The 7,093-nt window shown below is 72.8% G+C and carries 6 protein-coding genes; 3 read left to right on the plus strand and 3 right to left on the minus strand.

Translation table 11 applies throughout. The annotated features are described in order from the left end of the window. Positions 1 to 225 precede the first annotated feature (225 nt). Positions 226 to 2,481: a molybdopterin oxidoreductase family protein gene (locus tag ACZ5WE_RS03955; RefSeq protein ID WP_467687759.1), complete on the plus strand. Its 2,256-nt coding sequence runs from the start codon at positions 226 to 228 to the stop codon at positions 2,479 to 2,481. 89 nt (positions 2,482 to 2,570) lie between these two features. Here the strand turns inward: ACZ5WE_RS03955 and ACZ5WE_RS03960 are convergent, their stop codons facing one another. Together ACZ5WE_RS03960 and ACZ5WE_RS03965 are read right to left on the minus strand one after the other, a co-directional pair. Next, complete coding sequence (locus ACZ5WE_RS03960) at positions 2,571 to 2,867, minus strand: DUF6355 family natural product biosynthesis protein (protein WP_467687757.1); 297 nt, start codon at positions 2,865 to 2,867, stop codon at positions 2,571 to 2,573. Between the two features lie 289 nt (positions 2,868 to 3,156). Continuing rightward, positions 3,157 to 3,594: a gamma-glutamylcyclotransferase family protein gene (locus tag ACZ5WE_RS03965; RefSeq protein WP_467687755.1), complete on the minus strand. Its 438-nt coding sequence runs from the start codon at positions 3,592 to 3,594 to the stop codon at positions 3,157 to 3,159. A 273-nt stretch (positions 3,595 to 3,867) separates the two neighbouring features. On the opposite strand from ACZ5WE_RS03965, the gene ACZ5WE_RS03970 reads away from it, so the two are divergent. Next, the gene (locus tag ACZ5WE_RS03970) at positions 3,868 to 4,635 is read left to right on the plus strand and encodes a hypothetical protein (RefSeq protein ID WP_467687753.1); all 768 of its coding nucleotides are present in this window, start codon (positions 3,868 to 3,870) and stop codon (positions 4,633 to 4,635) included. Beyond that, entirely contained in the window at positions 4,632 to 5,957 is a 1,326-nt protein-coding gene (locus tag ACZ5WE_RS03975) for a sensor histidine kinase (RefSeq protein WP_467687751.1), read from the plus strand. The genes ACZ5WE_RS03970 and ACZ5WE_RS03975 overlap by 4 nt, the downstream gene beginning before the upstream one ends. Before the next feature lie 54 nt (positions 5,958 to 6,011). On the opposite strand, the gene ACZ5WE_RS03980 is transcribed toward ACZ5WE_RS03975, so the two are convergent. Further along, on the minus strand, positions 6,012 to 6,638 hold the full coding sequence (locus tag ACZ5WE_RS03980; protein ID WP_467687749.1) for an NADPH-dependent FMN reductase: 627 nt from the start codon (positions 6,636 to 6,638) through the stop codon (positions 6,012 to 6,014). Between the last annotated feature and the right edge of the window lie 455 nt (positions 6,639 to 7,093).

The following is a 7,093-nucleotide window of genomic DNA, read 5'->3' on the forward strand; positions in this document are numbered from 1 at the left end:
CACTGCCCGGTGCGGGTCGTTGGTCCCTCCTCGCGCCGTTCCCCGCGCCCCTGGCGGGGCGCGACCGCCGGGTGCGGGTCGTGGTCCGTCCTCGCGCCGTTCCTCGCGCCCCTGGCGGGGCGCGCGCGGCTCACAATGGGGGGCGGGCCTTGCTGAGGTCGGCTTACCGCGGGTGTAACGCGATCGCGTCGGGGCGCGTAACAAGCCCGGCGGAGGCTGGCCGGTATGCACACCAAGGCGACACCGACCCACTGTCCGTACTGCGCGCTGCAATGCGGGATGGGCCTGACCAGCGGCCCCGGCGGGACGGAGGTCGTGGAGCGTCCCGAGTTCCCCGTGAACGGGGGCGCGCTGTGCGGCAAGGGCCGCACAGCGCCCGCTGTGCTCTCCTCCCGGGTGCGCCTGACCGAGCCACTCATCCGATCCCACGCCACGGGCCGGCTCGAACCGGCCACCTGGGAGGAGGCCGTCTCCCGCGTCGCCGAGGGACTCGCCCGCACGCGGACGGAACACGGCGCGGACGCCTGTGGGGTGTTCGGCGGCGGAGGTCTGACGAACGAGAAGGCGTACGCCCTGGGGAAGTTCGCGCGGGTGGCGCTCGGCACGTCGCAGATCGACTACAACGGCCGGTTCTGCATGTCGTCGGCGGCAGCGGCGGGGCAGCGGGCCTTCGGGCTCGACCGCGGCCTGCCGTTCCCGCTGGAGGACATCCCGCGCACCGGCTGTGTGATCCTCGTCGGCTCGAACCTCGCCGAGACGATGCCGCCCGCGCTGCGGTATCTGACGGAGCTGAAGGCGAACGGCGGGAAGCTGATCGTCGTCGACCCGCGCAGGACCCGCACCGCCGAGCAGGCCGACCTCCATCTGACGCCGCGCCCCGGCACCGACCTCGCCCTCGCCCTCGGCCTGCTGCACCTGGTGGTGGCCGAGGGGCGGACGGACGAGGCGTTCATCGAGGAGCGCACCAGCGGCTGGGAGGAGGCGCGGGCGGCGGCGATGGCCCACTGGCCGGAGTACGTGGAGCGGATCAGCGGCGTTTCCGTGCCCCAACTCCGGGATGCCGTACGGATGTTCTGTGACGCCGCGGCCGGGATGGTACTCACCGCGCGCGGGCCCGAGCAGCAGTCCAAGGGGACGGACACGGTGGGCGCGTGGATCAACCTCTGCCTCGCGACGGGCAACGCGGGCCGCCCCCACGCCGGGTACGGCTGTCTGACCGGGCAGGGCAACGGGCAGGGCGGGCGGGAACACGGCCAGAAGGCCGACCAGTTGCCCGGCTACCGCAAGCTGACGGACCCGGCGGCGCGGGCCCACGTGGCGGGGGTGTGGGGCGTCGACCCGGACTCGCTGCCGGGCCCCGGGCGATCCGCGTACGAGCTGCTCGACGCGCTCGGCGGGGACATCAGGGCGCTGCTTTTGATGGGCTCCAACCCGGTCGTCTCGGCACCGCGCGCCGCGCACGTGGAGGAGCGGCTGCGGTCGCTCGACTTCCTGGCGGTGGCGGACGTCGTGCTCTCCGAGACGGCCCAACTGGCCGATGTCGTGCTGCCGGTGACGCAGTGGGCCGAGGAGACGGGGACGGTCACGAACCTGGAGGGGCGGGTGCTGCTGCGCCGCCGTGCGGTGAGCGCGCCGGACGGTGTACGGAGCGATCTGGACGTGCTGCACGGTCTCGCCGCCCTCCTCGGCCATGAGAAGGGCTTCCCGACGGACCCGGAGGAGGTCTTCGAGGAACTGCGCAGGGCGAGCGCGGGCGGAGTGGCGGACTACTCGGGGATCTCGTACGCGCGCCTGAAGGAGGGCAACGGGGAGGGAGTGTTCTGGCCGTGCCCCGCGCGAGACGGTGGGGAGGGGGGTGCGGATGACCGCGGACGCGGCGGGAAGCGGGACGCGGACGACCACAGAGACGGCGGGAAGCGGGACGCGGACGACCACAGCGACAGCCGGTCGCCGGACGCGGATGACGAGGGAGACAGCCGGGAGCGGGGTGCGGATGACGGCGGGACCGGTGCCGGTGCCGAGCACCCCGGCACCCCGCGTCTCTTCCTCGACCGGTTCGCCACCGAGGACGGGCGGGCGCGGTTCGTGCCGGTGGTGCATCGGGGCGCCGCCGAGGAGCCGGACGCGGAGTATCCCGTACTCCTGACCACCGGGCGGGTCCTCGCGCAGTACCAGTCGGGAGCCCAGACCCGCCGCGTCGAGGAGCTCAACTCCGCCGCTCCCGGCCCCTTCGTGGAACTGCATCCACAGCTGGCCGCGCGGCTCGCGGTCGAGGAGGGCGAGCCGGTGACCGTCGTGTCGCGGCGGGGGCGGGCCGTCGCCCCGGCGCGCATCACGAGCACGATCCGCTCCGACACCGTGTTCATGCCGTTCCACTGGCCGGGCGAGGGCCGGGCCAACTCCCTTACCAATCCGGCACTTGACCCCGTGTCGCGGATGCCGGAGTTCAAGGTGTGCGCGGTGCGGCTCGAGCGGGCGTGAGCGGGCGTGAGCGGCGCACGTGACAGCGGGCCGGGGGAACCACCCCGGCCCGCTGTCACGCGCGTACGGAAGTCAGCGCAGGAGGCGAATCAGCAGGTGCGGCCGACGTAGTGCGCGCCCTGGATCTTGCTCGACGAGCCCAGCCAGTGCTTGCCCGGTCCCACACAGCGCTCGTAGTCGGGGGCGAGGGCCACCCGCACGTGGATGACGACCTTCGAGCCGTCGCCCGTGCAGTGGTTGTAGAACGCGTCGCTGCCGGTCTCGTAGAACCCGCAGGGGTTCATGACGGCGGTCGGGGCGTGAGCGGACGCGGCGGCCGCCACGGGGAGGCCGAGGGTGAGGGCTACGGCGCCGACGAGGGCCGGCAGCGAACGGCGAAAGCTCATAGGGCAACTCCTGCTGAGGACGTGGTGCTCACGCACCGACTCACGCACCGACTGGTGCACACGGAGAGTGCCATAGCCGACACCCTCCGCGATCATGAGGTTGGCGGGGGTCGCTCGCACGGGTGATGGAGTACACCGGATCGAGTGCTCAGCGCGTGCGTAGGCGTTTGAGCTGCGAAATCCGCGCCACGGACCGGCTCTCGGCGCCCGCGCCGCGCGCCCCTCACCGACGCCCCTCACCGACTCCCCTCACCGACGCCCCTCACGGCCGCCCCTCCTCCACGCCCCGTCACCGCCGCGCCCGGAACGACGCCCAGTCCCCTCCCCCGATCAACACCCCCGAAGCGCGCAGCCTCGCCGCCACCCGCGGCGCCGCCACGTACACCCACGCGCGCGCCGTCGTCCCGTCCAGGAGGACCACCTCGCGCGCGACGCGCTCGTACAGGTTGCGGGGGTCGCCCGGCGCGTAGTCCTCCAGTACGTCGAGATCGGCGAGGACCCGGTCGTACGCGGACGGGAGCGGGGTGATCAACTCGCCCCGCACCGGGCCGCCTTCGGGTTCCTCCACCAGGTACGGATAGCCGGGCCCTTCATAGAGCACCGCCCCCGAGAGCCGGGCGGGCGGCGTTGCCGCGACGCTGCCGCGCAGGTGGACGTCGTGGTTCGACTCCCCGGGCCGCAGCGTCCCGTACACGAAGAACGGCAGCCGTCCGTGCTGCGGCGTCATCCGGCCCTCCTTTTTCGCACGTCTTTCGCACGTCTTCGTACGTCCTTCGCACGTCTTTCGTACGTCTTTCGTACGTCTTTCGTACGTCGACGTCATGCGCCCGATTCTCGCCGGACCTACCGCCAGCCCGGGCGCCGAACCCGGCGGGGAGGCGCGGCAGGGGCCACCGGCCAGGCCGAAGGTCCCGATCTCCGCGTTTCCACACCGCTTACCCCTGTCTGTTACAGAACGTCCCGTTTCCCGTGATGGACGCTTCCTACCGTCGGTAGGGCCATGAACCTTTCCTGCCCCCACCGCCGCCCCCACCGCCGCCTCCAGCGCCGCGCCGCCCTTCTCGCCGTCGCGGCGGCCGTCGTGCTGGCCGGGTGCGGCAGCGTGGACGGTCTTGGCGCCGGTGAGCCCGCGCCGTCCGTGTCCGTGCAGCCGCGCCCCGAACCGCTCTGGCCCGCCTGGACCAGTACGTCGTCCGAGGCGCCCGGCGCCGACGCCGCCACCCACCAGCCGCCGCCGGAGGCGTTGGAAGGGCTGCCGAAACTGGGCAGGGGCGGACTCGGCACCGAGGACTTCCGCAAGGTCCTGCGGGCCGATCCGCGGATGAAGCCGCTCGCCGACCGCGACGAGATCGACCGCCCCGGGCAGGCCGGGCTCCGCCCGCCGCTCCTGACCGACCTGACCGGCGACGGGCGGCCCGAGCTGCTCGTGGCCGCGGACACGGAGAGCGGTCGCAGTGTCCTGGTCGTCTACACGGAGCGCGACGGGCGCGTGTTCCCGGTCCTGCTCACCTCCGGCAAGCGCGTGAGCGTCGAGACGCTCGGCTCGGACCTGCTGGTGCGTAGCCCGTGCGCGGACGGCGGCGAACAGGCCGTGCGGTTCCACTGGGACGGCGTGCGGATGTCCACGGTGAGCGACACCAAGAACTACAAGAAGACGCCGGGTGGCGCCGACGGCTCATCGCCGTCGCCGAAGCCCACGCGGAAGCCCACGCGGAAGCCGACTCCGGAGCCCTCGGGCAGCGCCAAGCCTTCGGACGAGCAGAGATGAGGGCCCTCGCCCAGCGCGCCCGCGCCGCACTCAACGCCCTCGGTCTGCGCTGGAAGATCGCCGCGCTGCTCGCACTCGGTTGCGCGGTCGTCGCCGTGGCCATCGGGGTCCTCATCCACCAGGCGCGTCTCGAACAGGTCTCCAAGACCGCCAGGTCGGGGGCGACCGCGCAGTTGGTGCGGGTGCGTCAGTTGTACGAGCTGACGGGGCAGGTGGACACCGGCGGCGAGGCCGATACGGACGCCGCCCTCGACGCGTCCGATCTGCCCACGTCGCTGCGGGCCGCCGCGCTGGACGGGCGGCGGACGACGTACCTCGACATGAGCGCCGACGACCCCGTCGTGTGGGCGGCGCGGCCGGTCGGCGACCATGTGCTGTCCGTCCGCGAACCGTTGGCCCAACAGGCTGAGGAGATGGCGGAGTTCGACCACCAGCTGATGGCTTCGGGTGCTGTCGTCGTCGCCCTCGCGGCGCTCGGCGGTGCCGCGCTCGCCAGCCGCCTCAGCCGCGAGCTGCGGACCGCGGCGGCCACCGCGCGCCGTATCAGCCAGGGCGATCTGGACGCCCGTATCAACCATCCACGACCACCCGGCGGCCGGCCCGGCAAGGACGAGGTGGCCGAACTGGCCACCGCCGTCGACACGATGGCGGCGTCCTTGCAGCAGCGACTCGAGGCCGAGCAGCGCTTCACCGCGGACGTCGCGCACGAGCTGCGCACCCCGCTGACCGGTCTGCACACCGCTGCCGAGCTGCTGCCGCAGAGCCGGCCCACGGAACTCGTGCGCGACCGGGTCCTCGCCCTGCGTACGCTCACCGAGGATCTGCTCGAAGTGGCGCGGCTGGACGCGGAGATGGAGCGCCCGGACCTGGCCACGCATCCGCTGGGCACGCTGGCCGAGGGGATCGTGCAGCGATCGGGGAGCCCGGTGCGGTTCGCGGCGGCGAACGGCTCTGCCGGCTCCGACGGCTCCGACGGCTCTCACGACCGCTCTGACTGCACGCTCGTACGTACCGACGCGCGCCGCCTGGAGCGGATCATCGCCAACCTCGTCGCCAACGCCCGCAGGCACGGGGCCGACCCGGTCGACGTGCTGGTGGCCGGGCCCGTGATCACGGTCAGCGACCACGGGCCCGGCTTTCCCGAGCACCTTCTCAAGGACGGCCCGCGGCGCTTCCAGACCGGCGCCCGTGAGCGCGGCCAGGGCACGGGCCTCGGCCTGACGATCGCGTTCGGCCAGGCGCAGGCGATCGGAGCGCGGGTGGAGCTGAGCAATGCGGAGAGCGGCGGCGCGGTGGCGGCGGTGCACCTGCCGGAGGCGTGAGCGCGCTCCGCGCCGGGCGCCACCGCCGTACGGGGCTCAACCGCCGTACGGGGCTCAACCGCCGTACGGGCGAACCTCCTTCGCGGCCTGCAGGGCCCACGCCCACCAGTGGAGCTGGTCGAGCATGGACTTGGCGGCGGCGTTCGCGGCCGTCGGGTCCTTGTGGGTGCCGTCGTCGGCGAAGAGGCCGCCCGCGTTGTGGAAGGAGACGGTGTCGCGAATCGTCATGGTGTGCAGCTCGGCGAAGACGGGGCGCAGATGCTCGACCGCGCGCAGGCCGCCGGAGAGCCCTCCGTAGGAGACGAAGGCAAGGGGCTTGGCCTGCCATTCGGCGTTGTGCCAGTCGATGAGGCTCTTGAGGGACGCGGGGTAGGAGTGGTTGTACTCGGGGGTGAGGACCACGAAGGCGTCGGCGGCGGCCAGCTTCGGGGTGACCTTGCCGAGCTCGGCAAGTGTCTCGGGCGACGGGTTGAAGGAGAGCGCGGTCGGCAGATGGGAGTCGGCCAGGTCGATGACGTCCACCTCGAAGTCCGCGTGCTCGCGAATCCGAGCCAGCAGCCAGTCGGCAACGATCGGCCCGAAGCGGCCCTCGCGGTTGCTCCCGATGATGACGGCGACGCGAAGGGGCGTGGCGGGCGTGGCGGTGGACGTGGAATCGGCGGCAATCGTGTTCTGGGTCATGAGGAGAGCCTGATTGCTCAACCTAGGTTGAGGTCAAGCGCCTCCTGCGACGAGTTCGAAGCGGGGCGCCGAGGCCCCCAGCCGCACGGCTGCGAACGCCGCAGGCGCACGGCTGCGGACGCCGGTGGGCGCGGGGCGCTGAGACCTCGGCCGTGCCAACCAAGGCACCTGAGGACACCGCAGGCATGGCTGGTGGCGCGAACTCGGCAACCACCCAGGGAGCGAGGCCCCAAGACGGAGCCGGCGGAGGCCGTCGTCGCCCAACCGCGGACGCCGCGGTCAACGGAGTCCAGAGACCTCAGGCGCACAGCGGCGGACACCGGTGAGTGCGGGGCGCTGAGACCTCGGCCGTGCCAACCCAGGCACCTGAGGACACCGCAGGCATGGCTGGTGGCGCGAACTCGGCAACCACCCAGGGAGCGAGGCCCCAAGACGGAGCCGGCGGAGGCCGTCGT

The sequence above is a fragment of the Streptomyces sp. NPDC033180 genome, assembly GCF_055577645.1.